Here is a 19,402-nt window from a genome sequence, read left to right as displayed (position 1 = left end):
GCAGGCAAACATTTCGATCTCTGAAATTCATTGGACAAAAGGAGCGCTGCGATGGCTCAGGCGCTGGGTTTCGACTTTGGCACGACCAATACAGTCATGGCCTTGGCCGATGGAGCGGCGACGCGTTCCATGGCCTTTACCAGCACAGCGGGTACTGCCGACAGCATGCGCACCGCTCTTTCATTCATGAAAGACCCGCTCGCCGGAGCGTCGGCGCTGAAAGTGGAGGCCGGCCATGCCGCAATCCGCCAGTTCATCGATCATCCAGGCGAGTGCCGCTTTCTGCAGTCGATCAAGACTTTTGCTGCCAGTGCCCTGTTTCAGGGAACGCTGATTTTCGCCAAGCGCCAGACGTTCGAAGATCTCATGGAAATATTTCTGCGCCGCCTTCGGACGTATGCCGGAGACAGCTGGCCTGCAGACGTCAGCCGCATTGTCACCGGCCGCCCGGTGCACTTTGCCGGTGCAAATCCGGACCCGGCGCTGGCCAGCCAACGCTATAACGAGGCCCTGACCCGGTTCGGCTTTCCCGAAATCCATTTCGTCTACGAGCCGGTCGCCGCTGCGTTCTATTTTGCCCAGAACCTCAAATCCGATGCCACCGTGCTGGTGGCCGACTTCGGTGGCGGCACGACGGACTATTCGATCATCCGCTTCGAAACCTCGGGTGGCAAGCTCAGCGCGACGCCCATCGGCCATTCAGGCGTTGGTGTTGCCGGCGATCATTTCGATTACCGCATGATCGATCAGATTGTGGCACCGCAAATCGGAAAAGGCAGTTTCTTCAAGAGTTTCGACAAGACACTTGAAGTTCCGGCGTCCTGGTACGCCAATTTCGGCCGCTGGAACCAGCTTTCGATCTTCAAGACCTCGAAAGAATTTGCAGCGTTGAAGAAACTCGTGCGTGACAGCCTGGAGCCTGAAAAGCTGGAGATATTCGTCGATCTGGTCGATCACGATGAAGGCTATCCGCTGTATCAGGCGGTATCGGCAACGAAGATCGCGCTTTCATCGGCCGATGAGGCAGAATTCAACTTTGCACCGCTGGGGCGCGGCGGGCACAAGACCATCCGCCGGGCCGAGTTCGAAAGCTGGATCGAGGGCGATCTGGCGCGGATCGAAGGGGCCCTTGACGACGTGCTGGAAAAGACCGGCACCCTGCCCGGGCAGATCGACAGGATATTCCTCACTGGCGGCACGTCTTTCGTTCCTGCCGTGCGGCGCATCTTCACCGAACGTTTCGATCACGGACGCATCGAAAGCGGCGGCGAACTGCTATCGATCGCCCACGGCCTCGCGCTCATTGGCGAGCGCGACGACATTCCTCAATGGTCGGCATGAGCCTCAGGCCGCAATGGCCGGCATGAGCCTCAGGCCGCAATGGCCGGCATGAGCCTCTTATTTGTTCAGGTGCGGTTCGATCAGCGAAAGATCGGCAGCCGAAAGGCGGTCTGAAGCGGTCCACGCCTGATGCCAATATGGATAGATGAGCGGAAGCTGGCTAACCTTGTCGAGTTTCGCCCGTTCGTCGGCAGACAGGGTCACATCGGCCGCCTTGAGATTGTCCGCCAGCTGCGCATCCGTGCGCGCTCCGACGATAACAGACGTTATGCCCTTGCGCCCAAGGAGCCAGGCAAGCGCGATTTGCGCCGCCGAGACATTGCGCGCTTCGGCGATGGCGACGAGAACCTCGATGACATCGTAGAGGCGCTCCTGATCGCGGATCGGCGGCTCTCCCCAATTGGCAAGCTGGCGCGTGCCTTCCGGAGTTGCCCTGTCGCGGCGATACTTGCCGGAAAGAAGCCCGCCGGCCAATGGACTCCACACAAGGACACCGAGCTGCTGGTCGAGCGTTGCCGGGATCAGCTCATACTCGGCTTCGCGCGCCTCAAGACTGTAATGGATCTGCTGGCTGACAGGAGCGATGAAGTTTTTCAGCGCCGCGGTGCCCACCGCCTTCATCAGATGCCAGCCCGAAAAATTCGATACGCCGGCATAGCGCACCTTGCCGGAACGTACGAGTGTATCCAGCGCTTCCAGCGTCTCATCGAGTGGCGTCAGGCCGTCCCACTGATGCAACTGGTACAGATCGATGTGGTCAGTGCCAAGGCGCTTGAGGCTGGCTTCGGCGGCACGGATCAGGTGGTAGCGCGAAAGACCGGCATCATTGGTCTCCTCGCCCATGCTGAATCGGGCCTTGGTGGCGACGAGAACGCTGTCGCGCTTGCCTTTGAGGGCCTGGCCGAGGATTTCTTCGGACGCACCCGCCGAATAGACATCGGCCGTATCAAAAAGGTTGATCCCGGCATCCAGCGCCATGCCGATCTGACGCTTGGCGCCTTGCAGGTCGGTATCACCGGTCTTGGCAAACTTGCCTCCGCCGCCAAATGTCATCGTGCCCAGGCTGAGCGCGGATACTTTAAGACCGGAGCGGCCAAGTTGACGATACTCCATGGTTCGAACTCCTGACGGATATGATAAGGCTGAGAATAATGGTTGAGGGCCTCGATTTGGCCAAAACCAGATATACTTGCCCCATGGGCAAATGTCGCCCCCATGGATGCATAATAACGACGATGTGCGCGGGTTCCGGGGGGCGCTATTGTTCTGCGAACTCCGCAAGCGCAGTGCAAACGCCGTAGCGTCCGGACGCGTCGTCTTGCGCGCATCGGTTCAGCGTGTCGATGATTGCGGCAACGCCGATCATCTTCGCCAGATCGCCCGGACCATGGTTGAAATTGAGTCCGAGCTTCAAGGCGGTATTGATCGCGCCGGGTGAGGCAAGCCCCTCCTGATAAGCGAACGCAGCTTCATTGGCCAGCATGGAGGCCACGCGTAGAAAAATGTCCGGATCGCAGGGTTCGTGACCTGCGGGCGCATTTGCCTCGCGCGGATAATCATAGAACCCGGCACCGGTCTTTCGCCCCAGCCGGCCCTGCCGCACCATATTTTCGAGAAGCGCTGACGGCTTGAAACGTGGCGACTGGCCGAAAGCATTCCAGACAGCGCGCGTGGCATTGAGGTTGATATCGACGCCGACGAGATCAATCAGTTCGAACGGTCCAAGCGGAAAGCCGCCCGCCGATTTGAGGCAGGCGTCAATGGTTGCAGCATCGGCAACGCCTTCTTCCAGCAATTTGAGCGCTTCGCCATAAAAGGGTCGCGCGCAGCGATTGACGAGGAAGCCCGGGCTGTCCCGTACCTCGACCGGCGTTTTGCCAAGGCCAGTGACAAGTTCTACGAGATGCCTCGTGGTTGCACGGTCCGTCGACGGCCCGGCAACGACTTCGACCAGTTTCATTACAGTGGCCGGGTTGAAGAAGTGCAGTCCGGCAAAGCGATGCGGCTTTTGCAGGACATGGGCGGTGTCGGTGACCGATAGAGAGGACGTATTGGTGGCGAGGATGCAGCTATCCCCGCACACAGTTTCGAGTGAACGGAAGAGCGTGGTCTTTGCTTCAAGCGTCTCGATGATCGCCTCGATAACAAGGCCAGCAGGGGCAAGATCGGCTAACTCGCCGGCGATAATGATATTGCCGCTGCAGGCGGCCAGTTCCGCGTCCGCCGCCTTGCCGCGTGCAATGCGCTGCTCGATATCGGCGAGGATGGTCGCCTTGGCCTTTGCCGCCATGCCGGCAGCAGCATCGTAGAGGATTGTCCGCTTTCCGCCTCGCGCCATGAGATGGGCAATCCCCCGTCCCATGACACCGGCACCAACGATCGCAATCGTATGAATCGCGTCAGTCACTTCAGCGCCCCTTGAATTCCGGCTTGCGCCTGGCGCGGAAGGCGGCGATTCCTTCCGCCTTGTCCTCCGTCGAAAGCAGCAGCTCGAACGAGCGGCGCTCCAGATCGAAGCCTTCCGGCTTGTCCAATGCGACCAGCACGGCCTGCTTGGCGAATTGCTGTGCCAGTGGCGCGCCCTTTGCCAGTTTGCCAGCGAGTTCCACAGCGAACTGCAGCGCTTCGCCGGGCGCGGCTATGTGCGACACGAGACCCCAGTCGAGCGCCTCACCTCCCGTAATCGTCTCGCCGGTGAGAACCAGCCGCATGGCGCGGGCTTTGCCGATGCTCGTTGCAAGGCGCTGAATGCCGCCGGCGCCGGGGATCAGGCCAAGCCGTATTTCAGGTTGGCCAAACACAGCGTTGTTCGCGGCTACGATCAAATCACAGCGTTGCGCAAGCTCGAAACCACCCCCGAGACAAAAGCCTTCAACCGCCGCGATGAGCGGCTTTCTGAACCTCGCAACCGTCTCCCAATATTGCGCGCGAATATCCTGGACCCCATCCACGGCAGTCTTGCCGGCAATCTCGGCGATATCGGCACCGGAGGCGAAATTACCCTCTGCGCCGGTCAAAATGACGGTCCGTATCGCGGGATCGCGATCAAATTGCGAAAGGGCTTCCGCCAATTGTTCGAGCATGCCGGTGTTGAGAGCGTTGCGCACGCCGGGGCGCTGCAGCGTCAAGACTGCAAAGCTATCCTGTCGTTCGATCCGGATATAGTTTTCCATATCGCGCCTCCCAATTTCTGCCCGACTATCCGCACAATCCGGCAATTATTCAAGCATGAAATTTCATACTTGAAATTATTTTCGCACAGTGACACGATAAGCCACGACGAAGGTCAAACCGGAGTGCATGTCTGATGAAGATCGCTTGTCTTGGAGGAGGACCCGCTGGTCTCTATTTCGCGATCAGCATGAAACTGCGCGATCCAGAACGTGACATTACTGTTATCGAGCGCAACAAGGCCGACGACACATTCGGCTGGGGCGTTGTCCTCTCCAATGAAACACTCAGCAATCTCGCAGCCAATGATCCCGTCAGCGCGGAAGCCATCCGTGCGCAATTTGCCTATTGGGACGACATTGCGGTCCATTTCAAGAATACCGAAACCGTCTCGACAGGCCACGGCTTCTGCGGGATTGGCCGCAAGAAATTGCTGCTGCTGTTGCAGGACCGCGCCCGCGAGCTCGGCGTGCACCTGCGCTTCGAGACGCCTGTGGACGATGTGGCAGCGCTGGCGAGCGAATATGATCTGGTCATCGCGGCGGATGGGCTGAATTCACGCACGCGCACGACATTCGCCGAGCACTTCAAGCCGGAAATCGACATACGCAAATGCAAGTTCGTCTGGCTTGGCACGCACCAGAAATTCGACGATGCCTTCACCTTCATCTTCGAACAAACCGAGCATGGCTGGGTGTGGGCCCACGCCTACCAATTTGACGGCGACACGGCGACATTCATCGTTGAATGCAGTCAAGCCACCTGGGACAAGTTCGGCTTCGGTGACATGAGCCAGGAGGAATCCATCGCGGTCTGCGAGCGGATCTTTGCGAAATATCTTGGCGGCCATGCCCTGATGACGAATGCCAATCACATTCGCGGGTCCGCCTGGATCAGTTTTCCGCGCGTGCTGTGCGAGAAATGGTCTTACAAGAACGTCGTCCTGCTCGGCGACGCAGCGGCAACGGCGCATTTCTCGATCGGATCGGGCACCAAGCTGGCGCTGGAAAGCGCCATCGCTCTGGCCGAGTATCTTCATACGGAAAAGTCAATTCCGGCGGCCTTCAGCAAATATGAAGAAGAGCGACGCCTGCAGGTGCTGCGCCTGCAATCGGCAGCGCGCAATTCGCTCGAATGGTTCGAAGATGTCGAACGCTATTTCGGCCTGGACCCGGTCCAGTTCAACTATTCGCTCCTGACGCGCTCGCAGCGCATCAGCCATGAAAACCTTCGCTTGCGCGACCGCAACTGGCTGGCGAGCGCCGAGGGCTGGTTCCAGGAAAAGGCCGGTGCGCGTCAAGGAACCCGCCGTGCGCCAATGTTCGCGCCCTTCCGCCTGCGCGGGATGGAATTGAAGAACCGTGTCGTCGTTTCACCAATGGCCCAGTACAAGGCGGTGGACGGCACGCCGAATGACTGGCATCTCGTGCATTACGGCGAACGCGCCAAGGGTGGCGCGGGCATGGTCACCATCGAGATGACCTGCGTCAGTCCGGAAGGACGTATCTCGCCCGGCTGCACCGGCATGTATGCTCCCGAGCATGAAGCGGCATGGAAGCGGATCGCCGATTTCGTCCATGCCGAGACCGATGCGAAGATCTGCTGCCAGCTCGGGCATTCCGGCGCGAAAGGTTCGACGCGCGTCGGCTGGGAGGGCACGGACGTTCCCTTGCCCGACGGCAACTGGCCGGTTCTTTCGGTCTCAAACGTGCCGTGGTCCAGGGATAATCAGATCCCCCGCGCCATGACGCGCGCCGACATGAACCAGGTGCGCGATCAATTCGTCACGGCGGCGGAAATGGCAAACCGTGCCGGCTTCGACATGCTGGAGCTGCACGCCGCGCATGGGTATCTCCTGTCGTCGTTCATCACGCCGATGATGAACAATCGCACCGACGAATATGGCGGTTCGCTGCGCAATCGCATGCGTTATCCGCTCGAGGTCTTCCGGGCAGTCCGCCTGGCTTGGCCGAGCGAAAAGCCGATCTCGGTGCGTATTTCCGCCAATGACTGGGTTGGCAAGCAAGGTATCACGCCGCAAGATGCCGTGGAGGTCGCCCGCATGTTGCAGGAGGCCGGTGCCGATATTTGCGATGTGTCGGCCGGTCAGACGTCGATACAGGCAAGCCCTGTTTATGGCCGCATGTTTCAGACGCCATTCTCGGACCGCATCCGCAATGAGACGGGGATGGCAACGATGGCGGTCGGCAATATCTACGAACCCGACCACGTCAATTCCATCCTGCTGGCGGGGCGGGCCGATCTCGTCTGTCTAGCCCGGCCGCACCTGGCTGATCCCTACTGGACCCTGCACGCGGCTGTAGCGCTTGGCGACAAGGTCGAAGCCTGGCCGAAGCCGTATCACCAGGGCCGCGACCAGATGTTCCGGCTCGCCGAGCGCGCCGAGATTGTCACTCCAATCGAGGGTGCATAAATGACGGTTTCTCTTGACGGAAAAATTGCTTTGGTCACTGGCGGCGGCTCTGGCGTCGGTGCAGCGATCGCTCTCAAACTGGCAGAACAAGGCGCCCGCGTGGTCATTTCAGGACGGCGCCAGAATGTGCTGGAGGAGACCGCTGCAAAATCGGAGCGGATCGTGCCGATCGTTGCCGATGTGACAGACGAGGCCTCATCGCGAAGCTTGTTTGAGCAAATCAGCGCGGACGTCGGCGAACTCGATATTGCCGTTGCCAATGCGGGTGCCGCGGAAAGCGCCCCATTTCACCGGATTGACCTGCAGGCCTGGAAAAGCCAGATCGATCTCAATCTCACCGGGGTCTTCATGACCTATCATCACGCCCTTCCCGGCATGATGAAGCGCAACAACGGCCGTCTTATAGCTATTGCCTCGACTGCAGGTCTAAAGGGCTACCCCTACGTATCGGCGTATACTGCAGCCAAGCACGGTGTCGTCGGGTTGACGCGTTCGCTGGCGTTGGAGCTTGCCAAGACCCGGATCACCGTCAACGCGATCTGTCCCGGCTTCACCGACACGCCGCTGCTTGAGCGTTCCCTTGAAACCATCATGGAGAAGACCGGGAAAAGCCGCGACGAAGCGGTTGCGGCGCTTGCCGCAACCAATCCTCAGAAGCGGCTGATCCAGCCGGACGAGATTGCGCAGATCGTGCTGTGGCTCTGCGGCCCGCACTCGGGGTCCTTCACAGGCCAGGCTATTTCCATATCGGGAGGCGAAGTATGAGCGATCCTGACCAGCGTTCGTCCGCTGCGACCAGTCCATCCCCTGCGCTGGTCAAGCAAAGCTTGCGTGTCTGGCTGAAGATGTTGAAGGCCACCAAGCATGTCGAGGCGACGGTGCGGGAAAAGCTGCGTATCGAGTTCGATACGACGCTGCCGCGATTTGACGTCATGGCCGCGCTCTATCGTTTTGAGGAGGGTCTCAAGATGAGCGAGCTGTCTTCGGCATTGCGCGTTTCCAACGGCAATGTAACGGGCATCATCGAGCGGCTTGTTGCGGACGGTGCCGTGCTGCGCGTGCCGGTTGCCGGTGACAAGCGCGCCATGCTGGTACGTCTGACGCACAAGGGCCGTGAGGAATTCGCCAAGATGGCCGCGGCGCATCAACTCTGGATCAATGAGATTTTCGGAAGTCTGTCGCCGGATACCACCGCACGGCTGATCTCCATGCTCGATACGATTGAACATTCGCAGGGCCTCAGCCCCGGGGAGGACCAAGATGCGTGAGATGGCGAACTACCAGGCCACCCATTTCAAATGGCACTGCGAGGACGGCATTGCGGTCATCTCGCTCGATCGCCCGGAACGCAAGAACCCGCTGACGTTCGACAGTTATGCCGAACTTCGCGATTGTTTCCGCGCCCTCGCCTATGCCGACGACATCAAGGCGGTGGTCTTCGGTTCCAATGGGGGCAATTTCTGTTCCGGCGGCGATGTGCACGATATTATCGGGCCGCTGGTGAAGATGGATATGAAGAGCCTGCTCGAATTCACCCGCATGACCGGGGATCTCGTCAAGGCGATCATCCATTGCGGCAAGCCTGTCATTGCGGCGGTCGATGGCGTGTGCGTTGGTGCTGGTGCTATCATCGCCATGGCATCGGACCTGCGTTTGGCGGCCACCAATGCAAAAACGGCTTTCCTGTTCACCCGGGTGGGCCTCGCGGGCTGCGACATGGGCGCCTGTGCCATATTGCCGAGGATCATCGGTCAGGGCCGCGCCGCCGAACTTCTCTATACCGGACGCTCGATGTCGGCTGAAGAAGGCGAGCGGTGGGGGTTCTACAATCGCATTGTCGTGGCGGAGGAACTCGATGCCGAAGCGCTGAAGCTGGCGAAGCGCCTGGCCGAAGGGCCCACGTTCGGCCACATGATGACCAAGACCATGCTCAACCAGGAATGGTGCATGTCCATCGATCAGGCCATAGAGGCAGAAGCGCAGGCACAGGCGATCTGCATGCAGACGCAGGATTTCGAGCGCGCCTACAAAGCCTTCGTTGCGCATCAGACGCCGGTTTTCGAGGGCAATTGAGATGGGTGACCGGACTTTTCTGTCCTGGCCGTTTTTTGACGACCGCCACCGCGAACTGGCCGACAGCATTGAAAAATGGGCCGGAGACAATCTCAACGGCATCGATCACGAGAACGTCGATGAGGCCTGCCGCGCATTGGTGAAGGAGCTTGGCGCTGCCAAATTTCTGCATCATACCGCGATTGATCCTGAAAATGCCGCCAGCAGGCTCGACGTCCGCAGCCTCTGCGTTATCCGCGAAACGCTGGCGCGGCATGACGGACTCGCCGATTTTGCTTTTGCCATGCAGGGGCTCGGTACCGGCGCGCTGTCGCTATTCGGATCGGAAGCGCACAAGCAGACCTGGCTGCACAGGACCCGCGCCGGCGAAGCGATTTCCGCTTTTGCCCTGAGCGAACCGCAATCCGGGTCCGACGTAGCCAATATCGAACTCTCGGCCATCCTGGATGCCGACGGCTATGTGCTTAATGGCGAGAAGACCTGGATTTCGAACGGAGGCATTGCCGACGTCTATACGGTGTTCGCCCGCACCGGCGAAGGCGCTGGCGCCAAGGGCATTTCCGCCTTCGTCGTTCCCGCCGGTGCAAAAGGCCTGGTAATCGCCGAGCGGCTGGAGACGATCGCCCCGCACCCGCTGGCGCGACTTGTCTTTGAGAATTGCCGCGTTCCCGCTTCGGCCCTCATCGGCGCGCCGGGTCAGGGCTTTCGCATCGCCATGTCGGTCCTCGACGTCTTCCGGTCCACCGTCGCGGCTGCGGCGCTCGGCTTTGCCCGCCGCGCGCTCGATGAGTCCATTGCCCGCGCCAATGGCCGCCATCTCTTCGGTGCACCCATGGCCGATCTGCAGATGGTGCAGGGCCATATTGCCGATATGGCGCTCGATATCGATGCAGCCGCCCTCCTCGTCTATCGCGCCGCATGGCTGAAAGACAGCGGCGCCGAACGGGTGAGCCGCGAGGCAGCCATGGCCAAACTCCATGCGACCGATCACGCTCAGAATGTCATCGACAAGGCCGTGCAGATTCATGGCGGGGACGGCGTGCGCAAGGGCAATATCGTCGAACGGCTTTACCGGGAAATCAGGGCATTGCGCATCTACGAGGGCGCATCGGACGTACAAAAAATAATCATCGCAAGGCATGAACTTGCAAGGGGATAGACATGACATTGGGACCGACAGCGCATACGGATCACTTCACCAGGGATAATCTTCCGCCGGCCGAAGACTGGCCCGAATTTCTGATGGATAATTTCCAGTACCCGGAATGGTTGAACGCTGCCGTGGAGTTGACCGATGGCATGGTCAACAAGGGTTTCGGTGATAACACGGCACTGATCGGCAACGGCCGCCGCCGCACCTACAAGGAGCTGACGGACTGGACCAACCGTATCGCCCACGCGTTGATCGAGCACTACGGCGTCGAACCCGGCAACCGCATCCTGATCCGATCCGCCAACAATCCTGCGATGGTTGCCTGCTGGCTGGCGGCGACGAAGGTTGGCGCCGTGGTGGTCAATACCATGCCAATGTTGCGCGCCGGCGAACTTGCCCAGATCGTCGACAAAGCCGAAGTCAGTCTCGCGCTCTGCGATACGCGGATCATGGAAGACATGGTGGCGTGCGCCAAGGAAAGCCGGTTCCTGAAACGCGTCGTCGGCTTCGACGGCACAGCCAACCACGATGCGGAACTCGACCGGATCGCGCTCGACAAACCCGTGCGTTTCGAGGCGGTCAAAACCGGCCGCGATGATGTTGCGCTGCTCGGATTTACCTCCGGCACCACAGGCGAACCCAAGGCCACCATGCATTTCCATCGCGATCTGCTGATGATTGCCGACGCCTATGCCAAGGAGGTATTGAACGTGCAGCCGGACGATATTTTCGTTGGCTCGCCGCCCCTCGCCTTCACCTTCGGGCTCGGCGGTCTCGCGATCTTTCCGCTGCGGTTCGGGGCAGCGGCCACTCTGCTCGAACAGGCGACGCCGCCGAAGATGATCGAAATCATCGAGACTTATAAGGCAACGGTCAGCTTTACCGCACCGACAGCCTATCGTGTCATGCTGCAAGCGATGAATGAGGGCGCGGATCTTTCATCTCTGCGCGTTGCCGTCTCGGCGGGGGAGACGCTGCCAGCCCCCATCTATGAAGCCTGGATGGCGAAGACCGGGAAACCGCTGCTCGACGGCATTGGTTCGACGGAAATGCTGCACATCTTCATCAGCAACCGGCTTGACGATTCCGGCCCCGGACGAACCGGCAAACCGGTTACCGGTTATGAAGCGATTGTCGTCGATGACGACATGCGCGAAGTGCCGCGCGGCGAGATCGGCAAGCTTGCCGTGCGTGGGCCGACCGGTTGCCGCTACATGGCGGATGAGCGCCAGAAGAAATATGTTCGCGACGGATGGAACCTGACCGGGGACACGTTTGTCCAGGATGAGGCTGGCTATTTCCATTTCGCCGCGCGTTCCGACGACATGATCATTTCGTCGGGGTACAACATTGCCGGCCCCGAGGTCGAAGCAGCTTTGCTGGCGCATCCGGAGGTAAGCGAATGTGCGGTGATCGGCGCGCCCGACGACGCCCGCGGCCAGATCGTTCAGGCGCATATCGTGCTCTGCGCCGGTATTGCGGCCGACGAGGCAACGGTCAAGCGGTTGCAAGATCACGTCAAACAGGTGATCGCGCCGTACAAATATCCGCGCTCGATCAAATTCGTCGACGCTCTGCCGAAGACGGCAACAGGAAAGATACAGCGTTTCCAATTGCGACGCGCCAACCAGCATTAGAGACTACGAAGGCAGGAAAAACAGCATGGTAGAGATTGTGCAGCCGCAGGGATGGCCAGCGGCGAAGGGTTACTCGAACGGCGTGATCGGCGAAGGCAAGACGCTGTTCGTCGGCGGCCAGATCGGCTGGACCAAGGATCAGCAATTCGAAACGGATGATTTTGTCGAACAGGCCGAACAAGCCATGCGCAATATCACCGATGTGCTGGCGAGTGCCGGCGCCGAGCCGGCCGATATCGTGCGCTTGACCTGGTATATCACTGACAAGAAGACTTATGTCGCCGAGCAAAGGCGGCTGGGTGAAGCCTACCGCCGTGTATTTGGCCGCCACTATCCGGCAATGACGCTGGTGCAGGTCGTGGCTCTGCTGGAAGATCGTGCACTGGTCGAAATCGAGGCAACGGCTGTTGTCCGAAGCTGAACGCGGCGAAATCGACCGCCCTTGGGCGGTCAATTTCCACTCATGGATACCTAACGGACCCAGACAACCCGGCGTGTTCCATTGTCGACCAGCGCAGGCCGGCCATCGTCGACATAGACATAGGAATAACGGGGCTGATCGGGAACAGCGACCAGAGGCACGTTCTCGGGGATCACTGTTCCGGTAGCAACAGGACCATCGATTATGATCGTATCGACGGGATTCCGTTCCACGTAAGTAATCACCTCGCCCGGTACATCTCCGTAAGTATCCGTAAGATAAACGACCCGGCGATTCTGCATGGACACGATCACGGGACGGCCATCCACGTAGATATAGCCATAGCCCGGGCTTTCTGGAATCGGCCGAACCACTATGTTCTGCGGAACGACATAGCCCTGCGATAGTTCGTCTTCAATCACGACCGGATCAGCGGGGTGCGCGATAACATAATCCCTGGCACTTTGAGGTACTTCGATAACGACGCTATCCTGCGCGAACGCCAGCCCGGAAGTGGCGATAAACGCTGCCGCGGTCAGTGTGAGAACCTTATTCATCATCTTGCCTCTCTGTTGCTTCTATTGCGTCCCCAATGGAAGCGAAACCCGGTGGCAGACGATTGGTTCCGGGCAAAAGAGCAGGCAAAACGCACATTATACGGCGGGCTGACACACGAAAACACGCGATTTCACAGCTTGTTGTGTTGAAAGCAGCGGCCAGCTGTGTCCGTAAGGTGCTGTATGAGCAGGACAAACGAGTGATGTGATGAAGTATCCGTGGAACGACCGCGCCGGCAAATTGTCAGCCATGAAGGTTGCGGCTCTCATCGCAGCATTCATACCGCTGTTGATGATCGTCGCGGGCTACAAGTCCAATATTCTTGGACCGCGACCGATCACACAGGCAATCCATGAAACCGGTGACTGGGCGATTCGTTTCTTCCTGATTTCACTGGCCGTGACCCCGCTTCGCAACATTACACGCTGGTCAAAGCTTGTCCTGATCCGGCGTATTCTCGGCCTGACAGCGCTTGCCTATGCCGCGCTGCATTTCTCGCTCTATATCGTTGACCAGAATTTCAACCTGTGGCGTGTCGTCAGCGAGATATGGCTGCGCGTCTATCTGCTGATCGGCTTCATCACACTGCTGGGTCTGGCGGCGCTCGGCGCGACATCGACCGACGCCATGATCCGCCGCATGGGCAAGAACTGGAACAGACTGCACAGGCTCGCCTATCCGCTGGCTGCGCTCGGCGTCCTGCACTTCTTCATGCAGTCCAAGGCGGACGTGACCGAGGCGACGCTGATGGCAGGGTTCCTTGTAACGCTGCTGCTCTACCGTTCGGCGCATGCGCGCGATTTCAAGCTCACATCGGTTTGGGCGCTGATCGGCATTGCCATCCTTGCGGCGCTGGGCACGGCGCTCATCGAATATGCGTGGTTTGCGCTGGCAACCAAAATCCCGCCGGCGCGCGTGCTTTTCGCCAATCTCTCGTTCAGCTATTCGTTACGGCCAATGTGGTGGGTCCTGGGCGTGGCTTTGGCTCCGGCATTGTGGATTGGCATAAAATCCATGACAAAGCGGGAAAGCGGGAAACTCAATCCGGCATCGGCAAAATAGAGACCGAAGTTTTGCTTTTCATAGGCGCAAAAACTGATATCGCTGGGCAGATGGAACCGCAATTGACTCCCCTGATCGACTCCCTGCCCTCGACCGTACCCTTTGTCGGACCCGAAGCGCTGGAGCGCAAGCGAAACCGGCCCTTCCGCGCAAGACTTGGCGCCAATGAAAACGGCTTCGGCCCGGCACCCTCGGTTATCGCCGCCATACAGGAAAGCGCTGCCGAAGCCTGGAAATATGCCGATCCGGAGAACTTCGATCTGAAGCGGGCACTGGCCGCGCATCTCGGCATTGCGCCTACCAATGTCATTGTTGGCGAAGGTGTCGACACACTGCTCGGGCTCGCCGTGCGCCAATATGTGCAAGAGGGCACGCCGGTCGTCACCTCTCTCGGCGCTTATCCCACCTTCAATTTTCACGTTGCAGGGTTTGGCGGGCGGCTGGTGACGGTGCCCTACCGCGACGACCGCGAAGACCTCGAAGGCCTGCTCGCGGCGGTGAAACGCGAACAGGCGCCGCTTGTCTACTTCTCCAATCCGGACAATCCGATGGGGACATGGTGGGAGGCGGCGGAGATCGAGCGCTTTATCGATGCGCTGCCCGCGAGCACCATGCTCATTCTCGACGAGGCCTATGGCGAAACCGCGCCAGGGTCGGCCCTGCCGCCGGTGGATATTTCACGGTCCAACGTTTTGCGCATGCGCACTTTTTCCAAAGCCTACGGGCTCGCCGGAATGCGCTGCGGCTATGCCATCGGCGCAGAAAAGCAGATCGGCGCCTTCGACAAGATCCGCAATCATTTCGGCATGAACAAGCTGACGCAAATTGCAGCGCTGGCAGCGCTCAAGGATCAGGCTTACCTGAAGCATGTTATTGCCCGGATTATCGCCGGTCGCGAGCGTATCGCGCAGATCGCCGCCGGCAACGGTCTCCAGGCTATCCCATCCGCCACCAACTTTGTCACGATCGATTGCGGGCGCGACGGGCCATACGCCCTGGCCGTGCTCAATGCCCTGATTGACCGGGATGTCTTCGTGCGCAAGCCGATGGCGCCGGTGCTGGATCGCTGTATCCGGGTCAGCGTCGGTCTGGATGATGAACTCGATTATTTCGAACAGCAGCTTCCGCAAGCGCTCGCCGCCGTGAAGTAGGCACATCCTATGGAGATCAATTTGGAGATTAATCGCGTTTTCGCCGGCTTCGGCGGTCTGTTCGGGGCGGCCGGCATCGCAGCCTATGCGGCAGCTGCCCACAGCCCGGATGGTCATATGGCCACGATCGCGCCGATCCTCTTCATCCACGCCCCGGCTTTTCTGGCGCTGTCGATCCTGGCCAGGATCAACCGGGCCGCGCATTTTGGCGGGCTTGTTCTCGTGCTCGGCTTGCTGTTCTTCATCGGCGATCTGGCGTCGCGCGATTATGCCGGCGACCGGCTGTTCGCTTTCGCCGCACCGCTCGGCGGATCACTGCTCATTCTCGGATGGGTCGTCGTGGCTGCGACAGCGTTTCGAGCGCTGGATTTCAGGAAACAGGCATGATCGGCGTTACCAGCCGAAGATCACTCCGACGACACCAGGCCATTTGTTGATGATCGCAATCACCCCGACGGCGATAGCCAGAAGGCTGGCAAGCTTTGCTGTCGTCGGCAGGCTCTGCACGCGGCCTTTGAGTTCGCCAAAAGATTCGCCCGAGGGAAGCGTGCTAACTTGACCTGCAAGGCGACCCAACGCTTCCGCTGTTGCTGTTCGCTCGATCTGGCCCTTCAAAAATGAAACGTCCTCTCTCAATTTTGTAGTATTCTCGGACACGTCCATTCTCAGCTTCGAGATATCGTCGGAAACGTCCGTTCTCAGCTTCGAAATGTTATTGGAAACATCCATTCTCAGTTTCGAGATGTCATTGGAGACGTCAGCTCTCAGCTTCGAGATGTCGTTGGCAACGTCAGTTCCCAGCTTGGATGTTTCCATTCTTACTTGCGAAAACTCGCTGGAAACGTCGGCCCTCAACTGGGCAAACTCCAGGCGCGACTGGGAAAATTCTTTCGAAACATCCTCTCTAAAGCGCGAAAATTCCCGGACGAGGATGTCAAGCTTGCCATCCATCTTCTCAAACGATTTTTCCAGGAATGCGACCCTGTGTTCCATGGCATCGAATGTGCCATCACCATCACCCGATTTCAAGCTTTGTACCCGCGTGAGCTTTTGAGCCATAGCCAGAGGGCTCCTCAGCCGTCACCCTTCAATTTGTCATTGCAAAGCTTGTAGTAACCGCCGCCCTTCTCGATCCAGCGCATACCGCCAAGCGTACCGCCGACCTTGTTGGTGCGATATTGCTCAAGACAGGTGTGCATGCGGGCTTTGGCAGGTTTCTCGGCCGAGAATTTTGCGGCGATCGACGATGGAAAAGTCGTCTTTCCGGACACAGGTGTTGTCGCAGGTTCGGCCTTCTTTGCTGTTTTTTCCGGCTGCTTTTCCGAGGCTTGGGGCTTTTCCGTGGCCTCGGGCTTTTCCGTGGCCTCGGGTCTAGTGGGGGCTTGGGCAGCAACGGTGCATTGCGTCTTGCGGAAATCGCTCCACGAGACGCCTTCCGCCTGCCCGGCATCCTGCGCCGCTTTGTACTTCACACTGCACTCTTTCATGCTCAGTGCGGTGGCTGGACCAACCAGCATCAGTGGCAGCAAGGCGGCTGCGAATATAGCAATCGTCTGGCGGAAAATTCGTCTTTCGCTCATGAAATCAACTCTGAAATGAATGATGAAACGGCTGTAATTCCTTGATCCTACATCCATTCAAACCCCTCTTCCATGCCTACCTTCGTCTATGAGCGAAGGCCCCCCTTGAATTAATTGAACGTTCGTTTTATTAACCCGGGCATGGCACGCACGACAGGATCAGATGGTGAAAAAACACGCAGCGCAATCGACGCGGCGGCAAAGCGCCTGATTGCAAAAATCGGCTATGAAGCAATGACGATGCGCCAGCTTGCCGATGAGGTAGGCGTGCAGTCCGCCGCCTTTTACCGTTACTATCCCAACAAGCAGGAACTGCTGTTTTCCCTAATGCACGATCACATGGATCGCCTGCTTGGTGCATGGGAATATGAGAGCCGCAAAGCCCATACGCCGCTGGAACGGCTGTCCGCTTTCATCAGGTTTCACATCCGATACCATGTGGAACGACGCGATGACGTGCATATCGGCAATATGGAGCTGCGCAGCCTTAGCCCGGAAAACCGGGCCTTTATCGTCGAACTGCGCTCGCGCTACGAGAACGGGCTGCGTGAGATCCTGGACGATGGTCTTGATGCACGGGAATTCGTCATCGATGACATAGCGCTGACAACGCGTGCCATCATCGCAATGACCACTGGCGTAAATCTCTGGTTCCGCGCGGACGACAGGCTTACTGTCGCAGAAATTGCAGAAAAATACGTGCAGATGGGACTGCGCCTTGTTGGCGCCAAGAACATCGCGACAACTAGAACGGGAGGACGGAATGTATCAGTCGGGCCTAAAATTCGGACTTTCTGAAGAGATCGAAGCGCTCCGCGATACCGTGCAACGGTTCGCGCAGGATCGGATTGCACCGCTTGCCGCGCAAACCGATCAGAATAACCAATTCCCCATGCATTTGTGGCAGGAGATGGGTGCGCTCGGCCTTCTCGGCATGACCGCAGACCCGGATTTCGGCGGCTCGGGACTTGGCTACCTTGCCCATGCGGTGGCGATGGAGGAAATCTCCCGCGCATCGGCATCAATCGGCCTCTCATACGGCGCGCACTCCAATCTCTGCGTCAACCAGATCAACCGCTGGGGCACGGATGAGCAGAAGGCACGATATCTGCCGAAGCTGTGCGCGGGCGAACACGTCGGCGCGCTCGCGATGTCCGAGCCGGGCGCAGGCTCCGACGTCGTGTCGATGAAGCTGCGTGCCGACAAGAAGAACGACCGCTTTATTCTCAACGGCAACAAGATGTGGATCACCAATGGTCCGGACGCCAGCACGCTGGTCGTTTATGCCAAGACCGACCCCGCGCTCGGCTCGCGCGGCATGACGGCATTTTTGATCGAGAAGGAATTCAAGGGTTTCTCGACGGCGCAAAAGCTCGACAAGCTCGGCATGCGCGGATCCAACACCTGCGAACTGGTGTTCGAGGACTGCGAGGTGCCGTTCGAAAACGTCCTTGGTGAAGAGGGCAAGGGCGTCAAGATCCTGATGTCGGGGCTGGATTACGAGCGCGTCGTGCTTGCCGCCGGACCAATCGGCATCATGGCCGCCTGCCTCGACGTGGTCGTTCCCTATGTGCATGAGCGCAAGCAATTCGGCCAGTCTATTGGCGAATTCCAGCTGATGCAGGGCAAGCTTGCCGACATGTACACCACCATGAACGCATCGCGTGCCTATGTCTACGCGGTGGCTTCGGCCTGTGATCGCGGTGAAACCACCCGAAAGGATGCCGCCGGCTGCATCCTCTATGCTGCCGAAAAGGCGACATGGTGCGCGCTTGAAGCGATTCAGGCGCTGGGCGGAAATGGTTATATCAATGACTACCCGACCGGGCGGCTCTTACGTGACGCCAAGCTCTACGAAATCGGCGCGGGGACGAGCGAAATACGGCGCATGCTGATCGGACGGGAGATGTTTGCGGAGAGTGCTTGATGGCACAAATGTGAATTTATGCCATACTTTGGCATAATTGCCATTAGTCATATAAATTGGCAAAATATGCTTTCGTCATTCGAAATGAGGTCTTCAAATGAATTCGGATAAAGAAGCGAAAGGTTTTGAAGAGGAAGCGCAGCCGTTTGATTATTCGACCCTTAGCGCTCGCTCCTCCTCATCATCCAGGACGTTGAGCGCTACTGTCGGCGAAGGCGGACGCCTCGTCATTCCAGCGGAACTGCGCAAACTTATGGAGCTTTCGCCCGGTGAGGGTGTGGCACTGCGTGTCGTTGATGGCGTATTACATGTGGTTTCGGCAACGATGGCCGTTAAACGTGTCCAGGCCATAGCAACGAAGCTTAAAAAACCCGGTGAGAATGTTGTCGATGAATTCATTGCTGACAGACTGGCCGAACAACGTGCCGTGGATGCTCGTTTCGACAGGCTGGAACGAGAAGCTCGCGAGATAGCCAAAGAAAAGGAGCGTGGCAAAGAGCCACGAAATTGAGTTGAGCCCGGTGGTGGACTCCTCAGCCATTCTTGCAATCCTTTTCAAGGAACCCGGTGCAACACGCGCGATGGAATTGATCGGCAATGGTCTCTGTTCGATGGTCAATTTGACAGAAATCATGACCCGATGTGTGGATAGAAGGCTTTCACCTGAATTTGCAGACGATGTCATAAAAGCATACAGCATTGCGTTTGCCGATCATGATGAGGATCTCGCGCGCATTGCCGCAGGATTGCGGTCTGCAACGCGGCACAAAGGCCTCTCGCTTGGAGATCGCGCCTGTCTTGCCCTCGCCATACGTGAAAATGCCACCGTTATCACGACCGACCGCGCCTGGGCCGATCTCGATGTCGGCTGCAAAATTGAAGTGATCCGCTAGG

The 19,402-nt window shown here is 58.7% G+C and carries 21 protein-coding genes; 15 read left to right on the top strand and 6 right to left on the bottom strand.

The genetic code is table 11. The annotated features are described in order from the left end of the window. The first annotated feature begins 51 nt into the window (after positions 1–51). Entirely contained in the window at positions 52–1,341 is a 1,290-nt protein-coding gene (locus tag CU103_RS27850; RefSeq protein WP_106667283.1) for an Hsp70 family protein, read from the top strand. A gap of 57 nt (positions 1,342–1,398) precedes the next feature. On the opposite strand, the gene CU103_RS27845 is transcribed toward CU103_RS27850, so the two are convergent. The 3 genes from CU103_RS27845 to CU103_RS27835 all read right to left on the bottom strand — a co-directional run bounded on the left by CU103_RS27845 (position 1,399) and on the right by CU103_RS27835 (position 4,514). Further along, positions 1,399–2,454, bottom strand: a complete 1,056-nt coding sequence (locus CU103_RS27845) for an aldo/keto reductase (RefSeq protein ID WP_106667282.1) — start codon at positions 2,452–2,454, stop codon at positions 1,399–1,401. Positions 2,455–2,599: 145 nt separating this feature from the next. Further along, positions 2,600–3,748, bottom strand: coding sequence for a 3-hydroxyacyl-CoA dehydrogenase NAD-binding domain-containing protein (locus tag CU103_RS27840; protein ID WP_106667281.1), 1,149 nt, complete (start codon positions 3,746–3,748; stop codon positions 2,600–2,602). Between the two features lies 1 nt (position 3,749). Beyond that, positions 3,750–4,514 carry an enoyl-CoA hydratase/isomerase family protein gene (locus tag CU103_RS27835; RefSeq protein WP_106667280.1) on the bottom strand — a complete coding sequence of 255 codons (765 nt, stop codon included), beginning with the start codon at positions 4,512–4,514 and terminating at the stop codon, positions 3,750–3,752. A gap of 134 nt (positions 4,515–4,648) precedes the next feature. Between CU103_RS27835 and CU103_RS27830 the strand changes: the two genes are divergently transcribed. Genes CU103_RS27830 through CU103_RS27800 form a run of 7 tightly spaced genes read left to right on the top strand, consistent with a single transcriptional unit; the run spans position 4,649 to position 12,230 of the window. Further along, entirely contained in the window at positions 4,649–6,946 is a 2,298-nt protein-coding gene (locus tag CU103_RS27830; RefSeq protein WP_106667279.1) for a bifunctional salicylyl-CoA 5-hydroxylase/oxidoreductase, read from the top strand. After that, complete coding sequence (locus CU103_RS27825) at positions 6,947–7,711, top strand: SDR family NAD(P)-dependent oxidoreductase (protein ID WP_106667278.1); 765 nt, start codon at positions 6,947–6,949, stop codon at positions 7,709–7,711. Then, positions 7,708–8,214: a MarR family winged helix-turn-helix transcriptional regulator gene (locus tag CU103_RS27820; protein ID WP_106667277.1), complete on the top strand. Its 507-nt coding sequence runs from the start codon at positions 7,708–7,710 to the stop codon at positions 8,212–8,214. The genes CU103_RS27825 and CU103_RS27820 overlap by 4 nt, the downstream gene beginning before the upstream one ends. Next, positions 8,207–9,019: an enoyl-CoA hydratase family protein gene (locus CU103_RS27815; RefSeq protein WP_106667276.1), complete on the top strand. Its 813-nt coding sequence runs from the start codon at positions 8,207–8,209 to the stop codon at positions 9,017–9,019. The genes CU103_RS27820 and CU103_RS27815 overlap by 8 nt, the downstream gene beginning before the upstream one ends. 1 nt (position 9,020) lies before the next feature. Continuing rightward, complete coding sequence (locus tag CU103_RS27810) at positions 9,021–10,178, top strand: acyl-CoA dehydrogenase family protein (RefSeq protein ID WP_106667275.1); 1,158 nt, start codon at positions 9,021–9,023, stop codon at positions 10,176–10,178. A gap of 2 nt (positions 10,179–10,180) precedes the next feature. Then, entirely contained in the window at positions 10,181–11,809 is a 1,629-nt protein-coding gene (locus CU103_RS27805) for an AMP-binding protein (protein WP_106667274.1), read from the top strand. A gap of 25 nt (positions 11,810–11,834) precedes the next feature. Beyond that, positions 11,835–12,230 (top strand): RidA family protein, encoded by a 396-nt coding sequence (locus tag CU103_RS27800; protein ID WP_106667273.1) that lies wholly within the window; start codon positions 11,835–11,837, stop codon positions 12,228–12,230. A 50-nt stretch (positions 12,231–12,280) separates the two neighbouring features. Here CU103_RS27800 and CU103_RS27795 read toward each other — a convergent pair whose 3' ends face one another. After that, positions 12,281–12,790: a DUF1236 domain-containing protein gene (locus CU103_RS27795; protein WP_245449043.1), complete on the bottom strand. Its 510-nt coding sequence runs from the start codon at positions 12,788–12,790 to the stop codon at positions 12,281–12,283. A 205-nt stretch (positions 12,791–12,995) separates the two neighbouring features. On the opposite strand from CU103_RS27795, the gene CU103_RS27790 reads away from it, so the two are divergent. Genes CU103_RS27790 through CU103_RS27780 form a run of 3 tightly spaced genes read left to right on the top strand, consistent with a single transcriptional unit; the run spans position 12,996 to position 15,388 of the window. Next, positions 12,996–13,850 (top strand): protein-methionine-sulfoxide reductase heme-binding subunit MsrQ, encoded by an 855-nt coding sequence (locus CU103_RS27790; protein ID WP_106667271.1) that lies wholly within the window; start codon positions 12,996–12,998, stop codon positions 13,848–13,850. 50 nt (positions 13,851–13,900) lie between these two features. Further along, positions 13,901–15,001: a pyridoxal phosphate-dependent aminotransferase gene (locus CU103_RS27785; protein WP_106667319.1), complete on the top strand. Its 1,101-nt coding sequence runs from the start codon at positions 13,901–13,903 to the stop codon at positions 14,999–15,001. A 9-nt stretch (positions 15,002–15,010) separates the two neighbouring features. After that, positions 15,011–15,388: a DUF423 domain-containing protein gene (locus tag CU103_RS27780; protein ID WP_106667270.1), complete on the top strand. Its 378-nt coding sequence runs from the start codon at positions 15,011–15,013 to the stop codon at positions 15,386–15,388. 6 nt (positions 15,389–15,394) lie between these two features. Here the strand turns inward: CU103_RS27780 and CU103_RS27775 are convergent, their stop codons facing one another. Both CU103_RS27775 and CU103_RS27770 read right to left on the bottom strand, forming a co-directional pair. Next, a complete protein-coding gene (locus CU103_RS27775) occupies positions 15,395–16,060 on the bottom strand; it encodes a coiled-coil domain-containing protein (RefSeq protein WP_106667269.1) in 666 nt (221 codons plus the stop codon). A 14-nt stretch (positions 16,061–16,074) separates the two neighbouring features. After that, complete coding sequence (locus CU103_RS27770; protein WP_245449042.1) at positions 16,075–16,581, bottom strand: hypothetical protein; 507 nt, start codon at positions 16,579–16,581, stop codon at positions 16,075–16,077. 141 nt (positions 16,582–16,722) lie between these two features. On the opposite strand from CU103_RS27770, the gene CU103_RS27765 reads away from it, so the two are divergent. The 4 genes from CU103_RS27765 to CU103_RS27750 all read left to right on the top strand — a co-directional run bounded on the left by CU103_RS27765 (position 16,723) and on the right by CU103_RS27750 (position 19,401). Beyond that, positions 16,723–17,379 carry a TetR/AcrR family transcriptional regulator gene (locus CU103_RS27765; protein WP_106667268.1) on the top strand — a complete coding sequence of 219 codons (657 nt, stop codon included), beginning with the start codon at positions 16,723–16,725 and terminating at the stop codon, positions 17,377–17,379. Continuing rightward, positions 17,345–18,508: an isovaleryl-CoA dehydrogenase gene (locus CU103_RS27760; protein ID WP_106667267.1), complete on the top strand. Its 1,164-nt coding sequence runs from the start codon at positions 17,345–17,347 to the stop codon at positions 18,506–18,508. The genes CU103_RS27765 and CU103_RS27760 overlap by 35 nt, the downstream gene beginning before the upstream one ends. 97 nt (positions 18,509–18,605) lie before the next feature. After that, positions 18,606–19,019, top strand: a complete 414-nt coding sequence (locus tag CU103_RS27755; RefSeq protein ID WP_106667266.1) for an AbrB/MazE/SpoVT family DNA-binding domain-containing protein — start codon at positions 18,606–18,608, stop codon at positions 19,017–19,019. Beyond that, a complete protein-coding gene (locus CU103_RS27750; protein ID WP_245449041.1) occupies positions 18,997–19,401 on the top strand; it encodes a type II toxin-antitoxin system VapC family toxin in 405 nt (134 codons plus the stop codon). Before CU103_RS27755 ends, CU103_RS27750 begins: the two co-directional genes overlap by 23 nt. The last annotated feature ends 1 nt before the right edge of the window (position 19,402 follow it).

The organism is Phyllobacterium sophorae (assembly GCF_003010965.1).
Taxonomy (GTDB): Bacteria; Pseudomonadota; Alphaproteobacteria; order Rhizobiales; family Rhizobiaceae; genus Phyllobacterium; species Phyllobacterium sophorae.
Note: the sequence above shows the minus strand (reverse complement) of the source record. Positions and strands in the feature narration are given on the sequence as shown.

Excerpts from the sequence above, each read along its gene's own strand:
- CU103_RS27770 (WP_245449042.1), bottom strand. The coding sequence starts at position 16,581 with ATGAGCGAAAGACGAATTTTCCGCCAGACGATTGCTATATTCGCAGCC.
- CU103_RS27835 (WP_106667280.1), bottom strand. The coding sequence starts at position 4,514 with ATGGAAAACTATATCCGGATCGAACGACAGGATAGCTTTGCAGTCTTG.
- CU103_RS27810 (WP_106667275.1), top strand. The coding sequence starts at position 9,021 with ATGGGTGACCGGACTTTTCTGTCCTGGCCGTTTTTTGACGACCGCCAC.
- CU103_RS27845 (WP_106667282.1), bottom strand. The coding sequence starts at position 2,454 with ATGGAGTATCGTCAACTTGGCCGCTCCGGTCTTAAAGTATCCGCGCTC.
- CU103_RS27825 (WP_106667278.1), top strand. The coding sequence starts at position 6,947 with ATGACGGTTTCTCTTGACGGAAAAATTGCTTTGGTCACTGGCGGCGGC.
- CU103_RS27760 (WP_106667267.1), top strand. The coding sequence starts at position 17,345 with ATGTATCAGTCGGGCCTAAAATTCGGACTTTCTGAAGAGATCGAAGCG.
- CU103_RS27780 (WP_106667270.1), top strand. The coding sequence starts at position 15,011 with ATGGAGATCAATTTGGAGATTAATCGCGTTTTCGCCGGCTTCGGCGGT.
- CU103_RS27765 (WP_106667268.1), top strand. The coding sequence starts at position 16,723 with ATGGCACGCACGACAGGATCAGATGGTGAAAAAACACGCAGCGCAATC.
- CU103_RS27800 (WP_106667273.1), top strand. The coding sequence starts at position 11,835 with ATGGTAGAGATTGTGCAGCCGCAGGGATGGCCAGCGGCGAAGGGTTAC.
- CU103_RS27830 (WP_106667279.1), top strand. The coding sequence starts at position 4,649 with ATGAAGATCGCTTGTCTTGGAGGAGGACCCGCTGGTCTCTATTTCGCG.
- CU103_RS27805 (WP_106667274.1), top strand. The coding sequence starts at position 10,181 with ATGACATTGGGACCGACAGCGCATACGGATCACTTCACCAGGGATAAT.
- CU103_RS27755 (WP_106667266.1), top strand. The coding sequence starts at position 18,606 with ATGAATTCGGATAAAGAAGCGAAAGGTTTTGAAGAGGAAGCGCAGCCG.
- CU103_RS27775 (WP_106667269.1), bottom strand. The coding sequence starts at position 16,060 with ATGGCTCAAAAGCTCACGCGGGTACAAAGCTTGAAATCGGGTGATGGT.
- CU103_RS27850 (WP_106667283.1), top strand. The coding sequence starts at position 52 with ATGGCTCAGGCGCTGGGTTTCGACTTTGGCACGACCAATACAGTCATG.
- CU103_RS27790 (WP_106667271.1), top strand. The coding sequence starts at position 12,996 with ATGAAGTATCCGTGGAACGACCGCGCCGGCAAATTGTCAGCCATGAAG.
- CU103_RS27820 (WP_106667277.1), top strand. The coding sequence starts at position 7,708 with ATGAGCGATCCTGACCAGCGTTCGTCCGCTGCGACCAGTCCATCCCCT.
- CU103_RS27785 (WP_106667319.1), top strand. The coding sequence starts at position 13,901 with ATGGAACCGCAATTGACTCCCCTGATCGACTCCCTGCCCTCGACCGTA.
- CU103_RS27795 (WP_245449043.1), bottom strand. The coding sequence starts at position 12,790 with ATGATGAATAAGGTTCTCACACTGACCGCGGCAGCGTTTATCGCCACT.
- CU103_RS27815 (WP_106667276.1), top strand. The coding sequence starts at position 8,207 with ATGCGTGAGATGGCGAACTACCAGGCCACCCATTTCAAATGGCACTGC.